Here is a 16,587-nt window from a genome sequence, read left to right as displayed (position 1 = left end):
AACAGCTTGTTTTAATTACTACGAGTTTTTTACAGGCTGCCGTTATGGCAAGCGTATTTTAGCGACACCTAATCTTGATAATTAAGAGCCATTTCGACTTCATTTTTTCTTATAAGTGACCAATGTTGAAAAATAAGAGTTGTATAATAATCTTATTTTTTGTAATTTTGCACTATTAAAACCTATTAAAATGGCTTTATTACCATATTCCGAAGAACAGGTTCTTGACCGACTAAGATTTGAAAATCCTTGGTGGGTGACTGGAGCAGTAGAAGAGTATTACACCTCCATGCAAAGGAGATTGTATTTTGACTTGTTTATGCCTCTTGTAACAGAGACCGGTGTTAGAAGAGCAGTTGTTCTAATGGGACCACGAAGAGTTGGTAAAACTGTAATGATGTATCATGCTGTTCAAAATCTGCTTGAGAATGAAATTGACCCTTTGAAAGTTGCTTTCATTTCAATTGAAACGCCTATTTACAACAATATCAGCTTAGAGCAACTTTTTAGTTTCTGCCGAAAGGCAACAAAACAGGAAAGTCTCAAAGGTTGGTATATCTTCTTTGATGAGATACAATATTTAAAAGATTGGGAAGTGCATCTTAAGTCTTTAGTTGACAGTTATCCTCATACTCGCTTCGTAGTTTCGGGTTCTGCTGCTGCTGCATTAAGACTTAAAAGTAATGAGAGTGGAGCAGGACGCTTCACAGATTTCATGCTGCCTCCGTTGACCTTTAATGAGTTTCTTCATTTGAAACAATTAAACAGACTCATCACAGAGACAAATTTAGACTGGCAAGGCAGTTTGACAAAATTTTACAGTACCAATAATATCAACGAACTTAATAAGCATTTTTTGGACTATATCAATTATGGTGGTTACCCGGAAGTAATTTTTTCTGAAAAAATTCAGAGTAATCCCGGACGATATATTAGAAGCGATATTATTGACAAAGTATTATTGAGAGATTTGCCAAGTCTTTATGGAATAAGAGACGTGCAAGAGCTTAATTCGTTATTTACTGCTATTGCATATAATAGCGCAGGAGAAGTAAGTCTTGAAGAATTAAGTAAAAACTCAGGAGTTCAAAAGAATACCATAAAACGCTACATTGAGTATTTAGAAGCTGCATTTTTAATTAAGGTGGTTCATAAAATATCCAACAAACCCAAACAGTTTCAAAGAGCAACACAATTCAAGATTTATCTGACTAATCCTTCATTGCGAAGTGCCTTGTTTTCTCCATTACAACCAACAGACCCTTTTATCGGCAATATGGTTGAGACGGCAATTTATGCTCAATGGCTTCACAGAGATTGGTTTACTCCTTACTATGCAAGATGGCAGAAGGGAGAGGTAGATATGGTTAAACTAGATGACAAAAACTTCAAACCTCAATGGGCTGTGGAAATAAAGTGGAGCAATCAGTTTTATGAAAAACCCGGAGACCTGAAGCCCTTATTACAATTTTTAAAGGACAATAACTTGCAAACTGCATTAGTCACAACCATTGACAAAGAAGGAACTAAAGATATAGACAATTTAAAATTAAAATATATTCCTGCATCAGTTTATGCTTATTCAGTCGGTAAGAACACAATTTTACAAAAACAAAAACGCAACTCGTGACAACAGACACCAGCCGGTAACATATAGGGTTTAAACAAATCTCTGTCTGATTTAACCCTGTGCCTGACTGCCTTTGGCAGGTTGAATAAAGCTTCCGGAGCTCAGTTGCAAGTAAAATATATTATGGGGTTTTAAAAAATTAGTTGTGCTATAAAACAATAAACAAGTGTACTTTTTAGTACCCTTTGAGGGGTGTTTTATGGAGTTTGTGTTGTGGTTATGTTCGTTTTTTTCTTGTTTCTTATCTTGTTTTCTTTGTTTTTAGTTTTATTTTTGATTGGCCTCAAAAAAAGGGAAGCTTACTGTCCGTCTGAATCAATATAGGCTAACAGATTATTATAACAATAGGCATACCTATTAAAATTTTGTGTATTACTCGGATTTTGCACATAATTATCAGGCGAGAGCATCATCCCTACTACAGGGTCATACAACCTTGCATTCATATTTACTAAGCCAAACTCATTTAGCATTTCATGCCCTGTGCAACCACGGTAAAGTCATGCCGGCAAATTGGTATTACTTGAGCTTAAGCCAAGTAATCCATTATCTACTTCAAGAGTATTAGACAAAATATAGCTATAATCTTGTGTATTTCTTCTTCTTCCCTAAGGATCAAAATTTTGGCACTAGTGATTCCGATTGGATTCGAACCAATGACCTACTGCTTAGAAGGCAGTTGCTCTATCCAGCTGAGCTACGGAACCAATATTTGTAAAACTAAAAACGATTTACAAACCGTAATTCGTAAATCGTTAATTTGTAATTGTCGGGGCGGCAAGATTCGAACTTGCGACCTCCTGGTCCCAAACCAGGCGCGATGACCGGACTACGCTACGCCCCGAAAAAATTCATTCTCAAAAGAACCACCTCATAAATCAGTGCGGTGAGGGCGGGATTCGAACCCGCGGTACAGTTACCCGTACGACAGTTTAGCAAACTGTTCCTTTCGGCCTCTCAGGCACCTCTCCGTTGTCCAAATGAGTTTTGGAAGTGCAAAGATAACAAAAGTGTCCCAACTACAAAAGCCAATTTTTGTCTTATGCCTGCCGAAAAGGTTCTGAAGAAATTGGCTTTTTGCCCGAATTTGAGGGGACAACCGGGATGGAGTTCCCACTTCCTGCTACAGCTGAACCTCACCAAAAGATTCTTCCCCCCGGGGAGCAGAGTAGGGTGTTGATTTTCAATTCTGTATTTGGAAGGTAATAACCAGCAGGGCAGGGACGAAATCGGCGGGATTGTATTGCCCCGCCGGGGTCAAATTCGTGGCAGGACGCATGATTTTGCCCTCCACCACCAGGCGTGTTGGTTGATAATGAGCATTCTCCCCATGATTTTGTTACTTTTGAGGCTTAATCTTCCCCCCTACACTTGACAACTATTTTTTCAATCTTTAAATCCCTGCTTCCTTTTGGCCTGGTGCAGATATTGAAGCAGGCCAGCGTATTGAAAAGCGCCGGAGTTGACACCCGCAATCGGTCCGTGCTGGATTATGGCAAAATCGAAACCAGCATGCGTATCTGCAGCCTGGAGTTGTTTCCTGCCGGGGAAGTGGCCAATTTAAAGGTGGTTATTGATGTGGGCGCCAATACCGGATTGTGGAGCCGCCATTTTCTCAATTGTGTGGTGCCGGAAACGCATATTGCCTATGAACCTGTGCCAGCAGCATTCCAGGCTCTTTCGCAAATGCTAAAGGCCTATCCCTTTGCTGAGGCTCGGCCAGTGGCGTTGGGTAATTTTCAGGGACAACGCACCTTCTTTGTTACCCGTGACACGACAGGCGCCTCCCTCTTGCCTCCCAAGTCTGAAATGAACACCCTGGTCCAGGGAAACTGGGATATCCAGGAAGAAATCCAATGTCAGGCAGACACGCTCGATCATCAATTGGCTTCACTCCCCTCCATTGACCTCCTCAAAATTGATGTTCAGGGTGCCGAATTGGAAGTATTGGACGGAGGCAGGTCCGTATTATCCAGAACCCGCTACCTGCTGGTGGAATTCAATTATATGGATCAGTATGAAGGTGGTTCGGATTTTATTTCCCTTCATCAAAAACTGAGTGCAGAATTTGGGTTCTACCTGCACAATATTTCCCGCCCCCTGATTATTGATTCCCGCGCCATTTATTCCGACGCATTGTATATCAACCCACGGTTTAAAGGCTGATCAGGACAGCTCCTGCCATCCCCGCAATGCATTGCCGGCTGTTCGGTAGAAATCAATAGGTGATAGGCAAATTGAAGCGAGGGTTACGCATCAGACAAATTCCCCCGGTTTTCTCCTGCTTCCACCCACCCGAACAAAAGGCTGGAATATTCCTTCTTCAGTTTGTATCCTCAGACCACCCGAAAAAACCAGATGAATAGGCAGTAACGCTTTTTTGCACGGTGGCTGTATTCCCTCATGCTTTTTATCCCTAATTTGAGCAGGTTTTCAATCCGATTGCTATGTTCGTGCGATTCCTGCTGCCCTTATCCCTGTTTTGTTGTCTGGTTCTGGTTTCCTGCGGAGATTCAAAACAGAACTCCGAAGATCCCTTTTACACAGATCAGACACAGCCTGAGGTGAATGACTGGCTCGTGGTTCACCAGCTGGAAGAACCCGATATGCTGCTCCCCACCCACTACAGCACGGTTTCTGCCGATATGTTGTGCACTGGGAATATTTTTCAAAGCCTGCTGCAGTATGACCCACAAACCCTGCAACCTTCCCCGGTGCTGGCTGAAGGCCGTCCACAGGTTTCCGAAGACGGTAAGTCCTTTATCTTTACCATCCGGCAAAACGCATCCTGGGATAATGGCACCCCGGTTACAGCAGCAGATGTAATCAGCACCCTGAAAATTATTCGCACCCCTCCGGTAAATTCCCGCCTGTCCCTCTACATTGATTTCATTGAAGACGCAGTTGCCGACCCTGCCAATCCTAAAAAACTGACCATTACCACTACTACTGCAGGGGTTAACCATGAAATGAGCATCGGCGACCTGCCTGTATTGCCCAAATATCACTATGACCCCAAAGGGGTGCTGGATGCCTACACCCTTCCCCAGCTGAAGAAAGAGGCCGCAGCCCTCACAGACAATCCGCAATTGCAGGCCTTTGCCAAAGAATACCTCGATGACAAACACCTGAGGGAAAAAGGCCAGGTGGTGGGCTCCGGTCCCTATGCCCTGGCAGAATGGACCACAGGCCAGCAGGTGGTGCTGGAGCGGAAAAAAGACTGGTGGGGAGATCGGGAATCCGGAGATGCCTTCCAGGCCTGGCCGCAGAAACTGGTGTTCCGCATTATCAACGATATGAATACTGCCATCCTGGAACTCAAAGCCCAGCGCCTGGATTTATGCTATGCCATTCGCCCCAATGTGTTTCAGGAGCTCGAGAAGAACCCGGATGTTACCCGCAATTTCCAGCTGATGCGTTCCGATATGTTCAGCTACTCTTTCGTGGGTATGAACATGAAACCTGGCAAAAAGCGCAAGCCCCTATTCACCGATGTGCGGGTTCGAAAAGCCATGCAGCTACTCCTGGATGTGAATAAGGCCATTGAGCAGTTTGTTTTTGGATATGCCCGTAGAATCAGTGGACCTGTACCTTATCTGAAAAGAGACGAATACAATGAATCCCTGAAGCCGGTGGATTTGAATGTGGAAGAGGCCCGCAAACTTCTGGCCGAGGCTGGCTGGAAAGATTCGAATGGGGACGGAACCCTGGATAAAATGGTGGATGGGAAAAAAGTAGAGTTTGAAGTGGAATTTGCATTTGGCCAGAATGTGGAGGTTCGGAAAAATATCGGGTTGATGTTTGCCGAAGATGCCCGCAAGGCCGGAGTGAAAATTAATGTTACCGGATATGAGAATGCCGTACTGCGGGAAAAAATGGCCGGTCATGATTTTGATATGATGTACTATTCCCTGGCAGCGGGCCCCGGCCCTTCTGACCTGAAGGAACAGTTTCACACCGATGCCTGGCTGAATGGAGGTTTTAACTTTATGGGCTTTGGCACTACCGAAACAGATCGTATGCTGGATGCCATTGCTGCTGAAACCAATCCCGGCAAAAGAGCCGAAATGGTCAAAGGCTTTCAGGAAGTCATATACCAGGAAGCTCCCTGTATTTTCCTGCTGTCCTCCCAAAACCTCTTTGCCGTCAGCAAGCGCGTGAAAGGGGTACAAACCACCATCCTCCGTCCCAATTTCCTGATGTCCAGAATGTGGATTCCCCATAACCTCAGCCGCTACGCTGAAAAATAATGGGACCGGGCGCCTAATCCGCATACCTGCCAATGGGATACTATTTCCTCAAACGGTTATTCCTGTTTGTTCCGGTTCTGTTGGTGCTGGCCCTGTTGTCCTTCTGGCTGACACGCAATACGCCCGGGGATCCGGTTTTGAGATCATTGTCCAAAGAGGGTCTTCGAATGGGGAATGACCCCCTCAGTGGTCCTGAAGTCTATATTCGCAAATGGCAGGAACTCGGATTGAACCGGCCGATTTTCTACTGTGCTGTGTTTGCCCCCCATGAGCCAGATTCGCTTTTTGCCATTCCTTTTCCTCAGGATAAAGAATGGGTGCAGGATCTGTCTGCAGCCACCGGGAATCCTGAGTGTTGGCAGGCTCTTTATTTTTCTCTCTTGTCGGCAGAGCGACAGATGTTTCAAATGCCCTCCGATTCTTCCCGAACCCTGATTCTGACCCGTTTGCGGGAACTGAGATCGGAACCGCCCCAACAGGTAGGGGATGCAATCATTCGGCTGAAGGCGCAATTTCCGGCCTATCCCCTGAATCAGATTGCACTACCGGCTGGAATGGAGCAGCCCGGATGGTATTCCCTGATGCCCCGGTTTCGATGGTATGGTTCCAACAATGCTTTTCATGAATGGCTGAAACGCGTGGTTCGAATGGATCTGGGATTGTCTTACCGGGATGGTCGCCCAGTGGCCAGTCATTTGCCCACGGCCCTGCTATGGACCTTTCTGGTTAACTTCCTGTCCCTGCTGCTCGCCCTTGTGGTGTCTATTCCGGCAGGGGTTTATTCCGCCCGGGCTTACGGCTCTTCAGGTGAGCGATTGTTGAATGGCCTGTTGTTTATTCTATACTCCATTCCGGCTTTCTGGCTGGCCACCCTGCTGCTGGTTTTCTTCGCCTCAGGTACTTTTCTAGACTGGTTTCCTGCCGGGGGAATTGCCGATATCCGCAGTCAGGACAACTGGCCCTGGTACCGCAAACTGGCCGACTGGTCCTGGCACCTGGTATTGCCTACCTTCGCTTATGCCTACAGTGCATTTGCCTTTCTCACCGGACAGGTGCGAAATGCCATGCTCGAAAACATCCAGGCAGATTTTATTCGCACCGCCCGGGCAAAAGGCCTTCCGGAGAAAATCGTCATCTGGAAACATGCCCTCCGCAATTCCCTTCTCCCCCTCATTACACTTGTGGCACAAATTATACCCGGCCTGGTAGGAGGCTCCATTATCCTGGAAACCATATTCTCCATTCCGGGAATGGGATTGCTGACCTGGCAGGCGGTGAGCATGCGGGATTATCCCGTACTGATAGCTGTGTTTATGCTCTCCGGCCTGCTTACCCTGACCGGGGTCCTGGTGGCTGATTTTCTCTATCGCATCGCCGACCCCAGAATCCGTCTGGAAAAATCATGAAATCTCCCGACCTGCCGGTAACCAATCCTTTCTCGCGCTGGCTCCTTTGGGCCGGGATGGGCTGGCTGTGTCTGTGGGTGATGACCGCGCTGACAGCAGACCTGCTGGCTACCCATTTTCCCTGGAAGACCACCTGGGAAGGAGAGACGGTCTATCCTGCTTTTCGGCATTTTCTTAATTTGGATATGCCTGCTGAATGGAAGCAGATGGACTGGCAAAACCGCTCCCTGCCCGGAGACTGGAAAGCCCCGGTGCCCTTTTCCCCTGGGGATCTGGACTTCAATGGGAAAAATGATTTTAACCGCCATCTGCTGGGTGCCGATGATTTGGGTCGGGATGTTCTGAGCCGCATTATCCATGGGTGTCGCACCGCATTCCTTACGGGTATCGGCGCTGTGCTTATTTCCCTGCTGACAGGCCTTGTGCTGGGTGGCGTCGCCGGCTACTGGGGCGATTCCGGACTGCGTGCATCCCGGGCATCGGTACTGCTGGCTTTCCCTGCAGGTTTTGTGGCCTGGTTTTATGGGTTTCAGTACCGCCTGCCTATATTGAAATCAGCTCTGCAGGAGAGCGCTCTTTCCTGGGCTCAGGAGGGGATGATTTCTATCCTGATTTTTCTGGGATTGTTTTTTGGTGTGCTGAGTCTGCGCCATGTGCTCAAACGCATTCCCTGGTTTCGCCGCGAGGTAGCCCTCTGGATCGATATCGTCCTTTCCCGACTCATCGAAATCAAGCAATCCATTCCCACACTGTTTTTGATCATCACTGTCGCAGCCATTACTGAACCCGGAGCGGGAATGACCGCTTTCTGGATAGGGATTACCGGTTGGACAGGCATTGCCCGTTTGGTTAGGGGGGAGCTGCTTCGCATTCGGGAAGAGCCTTATATTCTCGCTGCCCGGGGACTGGGGTTCTCAGGTGCGCGGCTACTGTTTTTACACGCCCTCCCCAATGCCCTTGCCCCTGTATGGGCTTTGCTGAGTTTCTCGGTAGCTGGTGCCATACTCGCTGAAGCGGCATTGAGCTTTATCCGGGAACCTGCCGATATCGTTTCCTGGGGAAATCTGCTGAGTGCGGCCCGAAAAGACATGTCTTCCTGGTGGCTCGGGGTTTGGCCTGGCCTCGCCTTGTTCCTTACCTTGTTTTCGCTTAATCTTTGTGGGGAAAAACTGCGGGACAGATTCGATCCCCGATACCGGGCCTGACGCACGCGCCCCTTTTTTCAGTAATTTTCCTGTGTGATTGAGTGGGCTAATTTTTCAGACATCTGGTGGCTCGCAGGCCTGCCTGTTTTGCTGGCCCTGTTGCTCCTGATTCAATACCGTTCCGAAAAGGTTTTCCAACATTGGTTTAACCGAAATCAATATGGCCGCCACCATCCCGTTACACGCTATTTCCTCACCGCAGGGGCACTGTGCCTCGTATTTGTTGCCATCCTGGGTCCTGCCTGGGGAAATGCAAGCCGGGAAGTGAATATCATGGGAAGAGAAATTTACTTCCTGCTCGATGTGAGCGCATCCATGAATTGCCGCGACATCAAGCCCTCCCGACTTGCCCGGGCCAAACAGGAACTTGCCAAAGTGATTCAGGCACTCAAAGGAGATAAGATGGGGCTCGTAGTCTACACCTCCCAGGGATTCGTTCAGTGCCCGTTGACTACCGACAGCCAGCTGTTAACCACCCTGCTGCAAATCGTGGAAACCCGGCAGTTCTCCAATACGGGTACTGACCTCAGAGCCGGTTTGTCCCGATGTCTGGAACGATTTGCATCGGAACCCAGAATAGAAGGGAAAAAAGTAAGCCGGGCAGTGGTGGTCATTACCGACGGGGAAGACTTTGGAGATAAATACACTTCGGTATTGTTGCGTCTTGAGAATCAGGGTGTAAAGGTGATACCCGTTGCCATCGGCACTTCAGGGGGAGCTCCGGTACCCTTGGATTCGGGTTCAGATCAGTATTTTCAGGAAACCGGAGGAAAGCCGGCATACAGCAGGGTGAACCCCGAAACGGTAAATGCCATAGCAGCCCAGAGTGGGGAGCCTGCGTTTATACTCGATCAGTCCGGGGCCAGCCTGAGCAAACTTACGCAGCATTTGCAGAATCTTCCGGCTACCCTCGTGGACCAGCGAACTGAAAACTTGGCATCCAACCGGTATCAGTGGTTTCTGGGGCTGGCCATTGTTTTGAGCCTGATTAGTATGTATCTGTTGCCGGTGCGAAAATGAAATGGACCCTGCTGATTCTGTTGCTGGCCTTCTGGCCGGGTAGCGAGCCGCAACTTCCCGAGGTGGCAAAGCAGGCCTATGCCCAAAAGGAATTTCGAAAGGCAGCCCGTTTGTATGAAGGCACAGGCAATCACTGGCAGGAGGTGAAGATTCCTGCTCAATGGAATGAAGCCGTGTCCTGGTTGCAGGCCGATAGTCTGGATGTGTCCATGTCCCTGCTGGCAAACCTTTCCCGGTCACCAGAGCCTGAAATTCGCTCAAGGGCCCTGACCAACCGGGCCGTATTTCTGGCACGCCAGAATAAAATCGCGGAAGCTCTCGACATGCTCAGGCAGGCATTGCGGGAATTTCCGGAAAACGATCTTGCCCGGTATAATTACGAAGTGCTCCGTAAACCTCTGCCCCCTCCGCCTCCACCGCCTCCAGATCCGGAACAGGAAAACAGGCAGCAGAAACAACAGCAAAACAATCCTCAAAAGCCAAAGCCTACCGAGCAAAACGGTAACAGGAGCGAGAATCCTATTCTGACGCAGCAGGAAGCAGAACGCGCCCTGATTGAAATGGGAAAAAAGGAGGAACAACTGCTCCAGCAACTTCGCAAAAAAGTAAAAGGAAAATCGGAACGGGATGGAAAGCCATCCTGGTAAGGGAGAGGGATAGAGTCAGGTTTTGGGCAGGTCTCCTGCTTTCAAAACCCCTACCTGCGGGAACCGGCAGAAAACACTGGTGGTATGCGGCGCATCTTTTAATTCATCGGTTAAATCCTGCCCGGCCCAATGCTCATAATGTTTGCCATTTCGCCAGAGTCTGCTTTGGGTAACATCGTAAATACGGCCCTCCCAGGCTATCCAGATTTCTTCACGGTCCTGGCCATTGCGCAGGGCAAGCTGGCTTCGCGTGTACTCAGGCCATGCCATTGCGTGACTCAATCAGATACTCCATGATTTGCACGGCATTGGTGGCGGCTCCCTTACGCAGATTGTCAGCCGTTACCCAAAGATGGATACCATTGGGGATGCTTTCATCTGCGCGAATACGGCCCACAAGCACGGCATCCTTTCCGGCGCTGTGAATGGGCATGGGGTATAGGTTTTCGGTCGGGTTGTCCTGCACGAGCACTCCGGGAGTGGAGGACAGAATGGCGCGTACTTCAGCAGGTTGCACGGCTTGGGAAAACTCCAGATTGACCGACTCAGAATGCCCTCCGATCACCGGTACGCGAACTGCAGTTGCGGTAATGGGTAAATCCGGAACTCCCAGTATTTTCCTGGATTCCAGGATGATTTTCATTTCCTCTTTCGTGTACCCGTTGTCGGTAAATACATCACATTGAGGAATGCAGTTTAAATCAATGGGCCAGGGATAAACCAACTCAGCAGGGGAGCCCCCGCGCTCTGCCATCAATTGATCTACAGCTTTTTTTCCCGTTCCCGTTACCGACTGATATGTGCTCACTACTACTCGTCGAAGTCCAAAGGCATGGTGCAAAGGGGCCAGTGCCATGACCAGCTGGATAGTGGAGCAATTCGGGTTCGCTATCAGCAAACTGTCACCAATGGTATGTGCGTTTATTTCCGGAACCACCAGCGGTATCTGAGGTTCCATCCTCCATCGGGAGGAATTATCAATTACGGTGACGCCACGCTGGGTGAAGAGGGGTGCATAGTGGCCACTGGGCCCTCCTCCTGCGGAAAACAAGGCGTAATCCGGACCTTCTTCCAGTGCCGCCTCGGGTGTCAATACGGGTCGGTTGATGCCGTTCAATGAAAGAAGCTTTCCGGCGGATGCTGCACTCGCTGCGGGAATAATCTCAGCCCGCTCCATCCAGCCCCGCTCCTGTAAAACCGCCAACATGGTCTGACCTACCAAACCTGTGGCGCCAATAACGGCAATTTTCATCTTTAATTTAAATTTTATTAACCCCCGGTTAGGCTTCTTTCCGTAATTTTAGCAGTTCAGATTGCAAAGATACTATTATGAAAAGAGTTTTGACTCTGTTTTGGGTGTTATTCAGTTCGTTAAACCTGATGACTGCCCAAAATTGGACCGATGATTTCGGAGATGGGGATTTTACCTCGGGTTTAAAAACCTGGAGCGGGGAAACTACGCTATGGCAGGTCTCGGCTGGGCAATTACGCCTGAACGGAAATGCGGCCACTGATACGACCTGGCTCTCCACTTCCAGCACCCTCGCAACCGATGCACAATGGGAATTCTGGGTAAGGCTGTCCTTTAACCCCTCTGCCAATAATTATGCTGATGTGTATCTGATTTCCGATTCTGCTGAGGTGAACCATGCTCAGTCAAAAGGGTACTACCTTCGAATCGGATCCTCGGATGACGATGTAAAATTGTGGTATAAAAACGGAACCAATCCGTCAACCCTGTTAATTGACGGAAGCGCCACCAGCCTGAATGCTACCAATAATATTTTAAAAATCAAGGTGACCCGTTCCGCCACTGGAGCATGGACACTCTATACAGATGCTACCGGTACAGGCTCCTCCTACGCCACCGAGGGAAGCTTTACTGAAAACTCCATCACCCTGAGCAGCTATTTCGGTGTAGTCGCACGGCATACTTCTACGAATGCTACCCGATTTTATTTTGATGATTTTCTGATGGTCAGTCCTATTCCGGTTGATAATACCCCACCCACGGTTAGTTCTGTGACGGTGGCCTCCCTGAATCAGCTCGACCTGGTTTTTTCCGAGTCCCTGGATCTGACTTCCTCTCAGTCCGCTGCCAATTATCTCGTATCCGGAAATACAGTGGTTTCCGCTGTGCGAAATCCGGCCAATACGGTTCGTCTTACTTTTCAGAATAATTTCCCTCCCTCCACCCAACAGACCATTACCATCGCCAATGTGAAGGATAACGCCGGAAATATCATGGCTCCCGTGCAGTTTAATTTTCAGCGCGGGGATGATCCGGCTTTTGGAGATGTAGTGATTAATGAAATAATTGGAGATGTAAACCCGGTTGTTGGTCTGCCTCAGGTTGAATGGATCGAATTATATAATCGCTCATCTAAAACTTTTAATATTCAAAACTGGAAAATTGCTTCACAGTCCGGCACAGGTTCCCCGACAGAATTATTGCTGCCAGCCTTTACCCTGAATCCGGACACTTATGTTGTTGTGTGCACCATTTCCGGAAAAGATTCCTTTAATGGATGGAATATACAGGTCATTAATCCTTCCGCATTCAACACTAATTTTCTGACGACTACCGGCAGGTTGCTGACTCTTTCCGATTCCCTGGGAAATACAATTGATACCGTGAATTACCTCAGCTCATGGTACAATAATTCCACTAAAGCCAATGGTGGCTGGACCATCGAAAAGATTAATCCCCTTGACACCTGCGCTGCCCCGGCCGGAAACTGGTCTGCATCGGTAGATCCTTCCGGGGGAACCCCGGGAGCCAAAAACAGTATTTGGTCCACTACCATCAATCCGGTTGCCCCGACCATTGCCTCCCTGTCCATTCTGGATTCGGTAAATGTACAGGTTTGCTTTTCTGTGAAAATGGATCCGAATTCGGTTTCCAGTTCCCTGAATTACACCGTATCCGGTAGCCTCGGTATTCAACAGGTGACGGTGCTGAATGCAGATTATTCCTGTGTTCAGGTTACTTTCCTGAACCCCATCGTCATGGACACCCTGTACACACTCAATGTGAATGGGGTGCAAAATTGTTATTTGTCCGGAGGCGTAAATCTTCAGTCGATTTTTATTGTGAATTCTCCTCCCGGTCGAAATGAAATTATTATTAATGAAATCTTTGCCGACCAGACTCCCCAGATTGGATTGCCCAATGCAGAGTTTATTGAAATATACAACCGAAGCAACCGGGCCCTCAATATTGAAAAATGGAAGTTGAATGAGGGTAGTTCTTCCCTCACAGACCTGCCTGGAATCGTGATGCTTCCGGGCGATTATCTCATTCTGTGCCACATCAATAATTACTGGGATTTTGCTCCCTTTGGAAATACAGTAGGTCTGAATTCCTTCTCCCTGACCAATAGTGGCGAAATGCTTACCCTCTCCGATAGTTCAGGGACTATTATCGATCAGGTTACCTATTCGGATACCTGGTATAACGATGCCGTCAAAGATGATGGGGGCTGGACGCTCGAACGCATTGACCGGAATGATACCTGCTCTACCTTCCGTAACTGGACCGCAAGTCAGGCTGCCATTGGTGGAACTCCAGGTACACTGAACAGTGTGGACGGGGTCACTACCGATGCCCAGGGACCATTACTGCTTTCTGTCACGGCACTTGGAACCGATACCATTATTGCCTGCTTCGACGAACCCGTATCCCTCAATTTTATTGGCAATCCGGCAAACTACAGCATTCTCAATAACGACCTGATTATTGCATCCGTTACACCACTCTCACCCGCTTATCAGTGTGTGCAGATTGTATTCTCTACCCCTATGAATGCAGGTCAGGTGTATCAGCTGAATGTGAGTAATGTGGAGGACTGCCGCGGAAATCCAATACTGGCCAACGCGAATCTGGAATTTGTACTGAATGTGCCCATCCAGCGTGCCGACTTGGTAATCAACGAAATTTTTGCAGATCCTACCCCGGCCGTGGGTTTGCCTCAGACACAGTTTGCTGAGATTTACAACCGTTCTGACAAAGCCTTTGATGTCACTGGACTGAAGTTCAATGGTAAAACCATGACCTACGGCATTATCAGGCCAGGGGAGCACATGATTATTACCCGTACAGATAATGTGCAGGATTATGTGCCTTATGGAAAGGTAAATGCAGTGGCCGATCTTTCCTCCTTTACCCAGTCAGCCTATACCATGACCCTGGAAACTGCCGCAGAGGATGTGATTGATGAGGTGCGCTATACCCGCGACTGGTATCAGGATGGAGCTAAACAGAACGGGGGGTGGACACTGGAGCGTATCAATCCGGATGACACCTGTGCCACTTTCTCCAACTGGATGGCATCCATTGACACAGCTGGTGGTACTCCGGGTGTCCAGAATAGTCGATTCAATAATGCTCCGGATATCACTGGTCCCGTTATTTTGGATATTGCCGTTTCAGGCCTGGATACAGTCTATGTCTATTTTTCGGAAACGCTGAATGGAGTGCAGGCTTCCGATTCCTCCCTGTATCAGATCCGGGAGTTGTCTACTGGAAATGTCCTGGCAGTAAGGGAAGCACAGGCCTTGTCCCCTGATTTCGGAGTGGTTAAGCTAACCCTGGGATCATTCATGCAATTGGCCAATTCGTACGAACTCACCATCACCGGAGTTGAAGATTGCAAAGGGAATTCATCAAACCTCATAGATACATTTGTAGTTGGGGATATTGCGCAGCCCAATGAGGTGGTGATTAACGAGATTTATACGGATGTGACCCCCACCGTCGGACTGCCGGCAGTAAAGTTTCTGGAGATTGTAAACCGGGCTTCCAAACCCTTTGATATGACCGGATGGAGCATTCGAAAAATAAATTCCGCCGGAGAATTCAGTTCCACTTACACCTTCAATCTGCCCCGGGTGCTGTTGCCGGGCCAGTATCTGGTTATTTGCCCAACCTCCGGAATGGCCCTTTACGAAGCCCTTGCAACGAATGTGATGGGTGCGGGTTCTTTGTCCTTTAATATTTCCAGTGACCACATTGCACTTGTGGATGCTGAGGGCGTTATTCTGGACAGGGTAGCCTACAGCGACAGCTGGTACCAGGACAATACCAAAAAAGCCGGAGGCTGGAGCCTAGAACGCATTGACCCGGATTTCTTCTGCCCCAACAGTCTGAACTGGATTGCTTCCTCCGATTCCTCGGGCGGTACACCGGGTAGATTGAATTCCAAGAGGGCTTCTTTCTCGGATACCATTCCCCCGATTCTGCTCAATGCCTATACAGTAGCCCGGGATACCATTGCCCTGAAGTTTTCCGAACAATTGGATTATCTCACAGCACTTGACCCTGCCAATTATATTATCGGTAATGGTATTGGAAGCCCTGCTCAGGTGATCTTCCCGGGAGAAATATCTTATCAGTTTGACCTGGTTTATTTGATAACTCCGAGTCCTTTGGATTCTAATGTGATCTATACCGTTACCGTCACCAATCTGAAGGATTGTCCGGGAAATGCCATCGGCAGTATCGTGGCTCAGGCCGCTATTCCCCTGATTCCTGGTGTGAAGGATGTGATTATTAATGAGGTCCTGTTTTACCCCTATACCGGAAGAAACCGGTTCGTGGAGTTGTATAACAGGTCGGATAAAATTGTGGATTTAAGTAAAATCTACCTTGCCGAAGTAGTGACCGGAATTGACTCCATTCAAAGTGTCAAAAACCTGACCTCAACCCCAACCCTTCTTTTGCCGAAATCTTACATTTGTCTGACGCCGAATGTCAAGGATCAGGTGGATGTTTACAAGCCCAAAGATAATGCTGCCTTCCTGCAGATTGCTTCCATTCCTGCTTATAGCAGCACAAAAGACGAGGTGGTGATTATATACTCCGAAATACAGCTCTCCACGGTTACCTCTACTTCTCCTATCATTAAACTGGATCAGTTCTATTACGAAGATTCCTATCATTTTCCGGATCTGATATCCAAAAGAGGAGTGTCACTGGAACGATTGAATTCTGAAGGCGATACCCAGAACAAGGATTTATGGCACTCTGCCGCCAGTACTGTCAATTATGCTACCCCGGGATATGAAAACTCTCAGCAGCTGAGACCTCAGTCAAATGGCACCGTGTCTGTGCTGCCGGAAACCTTCTCTCCGGATGGAGATGGCTTTGAGGATATTCTTTCCATCAATTACAAATTTACCTCGACCGGAAATAATGCACGCATTACCATTTATGATGCTGTTGGGAATCGGGTGAAGGTATTACGACCCAATTTTCTTTTGGAAACGGAGGAAGGGTTTGTTACCTGGGATGGTACCAACGACAATGGAAACAAAGCTCCTGTGGGCGTATACCTCGTTATATTTGAGCTGATGGCTCCGTCCAACGGAAATCGGGAAGTGTACAAGGTGCCCTGTGTGCTCGCTGCGCGCCTGAATTAATCGGCTGCT

Annotated in this window: 11 protein-coding genes and 3 tRNA genes; 8 read left to right on the top strand and 6 right to left on the bottom strand. The window is 48.2% G+C overall.

Translation table 11 applies throughout. The annotated features are described in order from the left end of the window. Nucleotides 1-190 precede the first annotated feature (190 nt). The gene (locus tag LC115_05355) at nt 191-1,630 is read left to right on the top strand and encodes an ATP-binding protein (GenBank protein MCZ2356104.1); all 1,440 of its coding nucleotides are present in this window, start codon (nt 191-193) and stop codon (nt 1,628-1,630) included. 299 nt (nt 1,631-1,929) lie between these two features. Here LC115_05355 and LC115_05350 read toward each other — a convergent pair whose 3' ends face one another. From LC115_05350 to LC115_05335, 4 genes are all read right to left on the bottom strand, one after another. Beyond that, nucleotides 1,930-2,103: a hypothetical protein gene (locus LC115_05350; protein ID MCZ2356103.1), complete on the bottom strand. Its 174-nt coding sequence runs from the start codon at nt 2,101-2,103 to the stop codon at nt 1,930-1,932. 160 nt (nt 2,104-2,263) lie between these two features. Further along, nucleotides 2,264-2,337: transfer RNA gene (locus LC115_05345), tRNA-Arg, on the bottom strand. Between the two features lie 62 nt (nt 2,338-2,399). Next, nucleotides 2,400-2,474, bottom strand: a tRNA-Pro gene (locus LC115_05340). A gap of 40 nt (nt 2,475-2,514) precedes the next feature. Then, nucleotides 2,515-2,601, bottom strand: a tRNA-Ser gene (locus LC115_05335). A gap of 400 nt (nt 2,602-3,001) precedes the next feature. Here LC115_05335 and LC115_05330 point away from each other — a divergent pair. The 6 genes from LC115_05330 (at nt 3,002) to LC115_05305 (ending at nt 10,158) form a co-directional block, all read left to right on the top strand. After that, nucleotides 3,002-3,796, top strand: coding sequence for an FkbM family methyltransferase (locus LC115_05330; protein ID MCZ2356102.1), 795 nt, complete (start codon nt 3,002-3,004; stop codon nt 3,794-3,796). A gap of 281 nt (nt 3,797-4,077) precedes the next feature. Further along, nucleotides 4,078-5,880 (top strand): ABC transporter substrate-binding protein, encoded by a 1,803-nt coding sequence (locus LC115_05325; protein MCZ2356101.1) that lies wholly within the window; start codon nt 4,078-4,080, stop codon nt 5,878-5,880. Between the two features lie 32 nt (nt 5,881-5,912). Further along, complete coding sequence (locus LC115_05320; GenBank protein ID MCZ2356100.1) at nt 5,913-7,286, top strand: ABC transporter permease; 1,374 nt, start codon at nt 5,913-5,915, stop codon at nt 7,284-7,286. Next, nucleotides 7,283-8,491 (top strand): ABC transporter permease, encoded by a 1,209-nt coding sequence (locus LC115_05315; protein ID MCZ2356099.1) that lies wholly within the window; start codon nt 7,283-7,285, stop codon nt 8,489-8,491. Before LC115_05320 ends, LC115_05315 begins: the two co-directional genes overlap by 4 nt. Nucleotides 8,492-8,524: 33 nt before the next feature. Then, on the top strand, nt 8,525-9,511 hold the full coding sequence (locus LC115_05310) for a VWA domain-containing protein (GenBank protein ID MCZ2356098.1): 987 nt from the start codon (nt 8,525-8,527) through the stop codon (nt 9,509-9,511). Next, nucleotides 9,508-10,158 carry a tetratricopeptide repeat protein gene (locus LC115_05305; GenBank protein MCZ2356097.1) on the top strand — a complete coding sequence of 217 codons (651 nt, stop codon included), beginning with the start codon at nt 9,508-9,510 and terminating at the stop codon, nt 10,156-10,158. The genes LC115_05310 and LC115_05305 overlap by 4 nt, the downstream gene beginning before the upstream one ends. Nucleotides 10,159-10,173: 15 nt before the next feature. Here the strand turns inward: LC115_05305 and LC115_05300 are convergent, their stop codons facing one another. Further along, nucleotides 10,174-10,428 (bottom strand): cytochrome b5, encoded by a 255-nt coding sequence (locus LC115_05300; GenBank protein MCZ2356096.1) that lies wholly within the window; start codon nt 10,426-10,428, stop codon nt 10,174-10,176. After that, entirely contained in the window at nt 10,415-11,410 is a 996-nt protein-coding gene (locus tag LC115_05295; protein ID MCZ2356095.1) for an aspartate-semialdehyde dehydrogenase, read from the bottom strand. The genes LC115_05300 and LC115_05295 overlap by 14 nt, the downstream gene beginning before the upstream one ends. Before the next feature lie 77 nt (nt 11,411-11,487). Here LC115_05295 and LC115_05290 point away from each other — a divergent pair, with 77 nt between their 5' ends. Next, nucleotides 11,488-16,578 carry a lamin tail domain-containing protein gene (locus LC115_05290; protein MCZ2356094.1) on the top strand — a complete coding sequence of 1,697 codons (5,091 nt, stop codon included), beginning with the start codon at nt 11,488-11,490 and terminating at the stop codon, nt 16,576-16,578. The last annotated feature ends 9 nt before the right edge of the window (nt 16,579-16,587 follow it).

The organism is Bacteroidia bacterium, from assembly GCA_026932145.1.
Classification (GTDB): Bacteria; Bacteroidota; Bacteroidia; order J057; family JAIXKT01; genus JAIXKT01.
The sequence above is the reverse complement of the archived record's forward strand: the minus strand, read 5'-3'. Positions and strand labels throughout refer to the sequence as shown.

Excerpts from the sequence above, each read along its gene's own strand:
- LC115_05300 (MCZ2356096.1), bottom strand. The coding sequence starts at position 10,428 with ATGGCATGGCCTGAGTACACGCGAAGCCAGCTTGCCCTGCGCAATGGC.
- LC115_05315 (MCZ2356099.1), top strand. The coding sequence starts at position 7,283 with ATGAAATCTCCCGACCTGCCGGTAACCAATCCTTTCTCGCGCTGGCTC.
- LC115_05290 (MCZ2356094.1), top strand. The coding sequence starts at position 11,488 with ATGAAAAGAGTTTTGACTCTGTTTTGGGTGTTATTCAGTTCGTTAAAC.
- LC115_05320 (MCZ2356100.1), top strand. The coding sequence starts at position 5,913 with ATGGGATACTATTTCCTCAAACGGTTATTCCTGTTTGTTCCGGTTCTG.
- LC115_05295 (MCZ2356095.1), bottom strand. The coding sequence starts at position 11,410 with ATGAAAATTGCCGTTATTGGCGCCACAGGTTTGGTAGGTCAGACCATG.
- LC115_05350 (MCZ2356103.1), bottom strand. The coding sequence starts at position 2,103 with ATGCTAAATGAGTTTGGCTTAGTAAATATGAATGCAAGGTTGTATGAC.
- LC115_05355 (MCZ2356104.1), top strand. The coding sequence starts at position 191 with ATGGCTTTATTACCATATTCCGAAGAACAGGTTCTTGACCGACTAAGA.
- LC115_05325 (MCZ2356101.1), top strand. The coding sequence starts at position 4,078 with ATGTTCGTGCGATTCCTGCTGCCCTTATCCCTGTTTTGTTGTCTGGTT.
- LC115_05305 (MCZ2356097.1), top strand. The coding sequence starts at position 9,508 with ATGAAATGGACCCTGCTGATTCTGTTGCTGGCCTTCTGGCCGGGTAGC.